The organism is Gordonia sp. 852002-51296_SCH5728562-b (assembly GCF_001665475.1).
GTDB lineage: Bacteria > Actinomycetota > Actinomycetes > Mycobacteriales > Mycobacteriaceae > Gordonia > Gordonia sputi.
Genome location: NZ_LZMI01000128.1, coordinates 1 through 784, shown reverse-complemented (window position 1 = coordinate 784; position 784 = coordinate 1). Strand labels below are relative to the sequence as shown.

Here is a 784-nt window from a genome sequence, read left to right as displayed (position 1 = left end):
CGGTGGTTGTGGTCGGCCTTGAAGTCGCCGATGACCACACGGGCCTCCAACAGGGTGGGCCAGCAGTTGCGGTTCAAACACTCGTCGCGCAACCGGTTGTTGAACGACTCGATGAACCCGTTGTTCCACGGCGTGCCGGGCGGAATGTAGGAGATCCCCACCGACCCTGCACAGAACGCCTGCAGGGCTTCTGAGATGAACTCAGGGCCGTTGTCCATGCGCAGCACCATCGGCGGGCCACCCCAGATCGCGAACGTCTTCTCCAACTCCTCGATCAACCGCTCAGCCGGAATCGAGCGGTCCACGATGTTCAGCAACGACATGCGGGTGTGCTCGTCCACCATCGACGCGATCTTGATCTTCTTCCCATCGACGGTGGAATCGAACTGAAAGTCCAATGCCCACACCACTTTCGGTGCGTCCGCGACCACGACCGGGACCGATGACTGGCCGGCGCGTTTGCGGCGCGGAGCACGCCGCACTTGCAGGCCCTCCTCCTTCCACAACCGATGCACTTTCTTCTTGTTGATCTCGATGCCGTCGTCGAAGCGCAGGTGCGCCCACGCGCGCCGGAACCCGTGCCGGGGGTTCTTGCGGGCATAGGTGCGCAACTGGTCACGCAGTGCGGCGTCCGGATCGGCTGGCGTGCGTGCGTGCGGTAGCCGACGGTAGGCCGACCTGGAAAGCCCAACGACCTTGCACGCCATACGTTCTGACATGCTCTTCACGTCCTTGAGCATGTCGATGGCGGCACGTTTGGCAGTTGGGCTCAGAATTTTCCCTT

At 62.4% G+C, this 784-nt stretch carries 1 protein-coding gene; it reads right to left on the bottom strand.

Features of this window, described 5'->3' with window-relative positions:
* Positions 1-719 (bottom strand): IS3 family transposase (locus A5766_RS21250; RefSeq protein ID WP_231894761.1); only part of this gene is annotated, 719 nt, incomplete at its 3' end.
* Positions 720-784 lie beyond the last annotated feature (65 nt).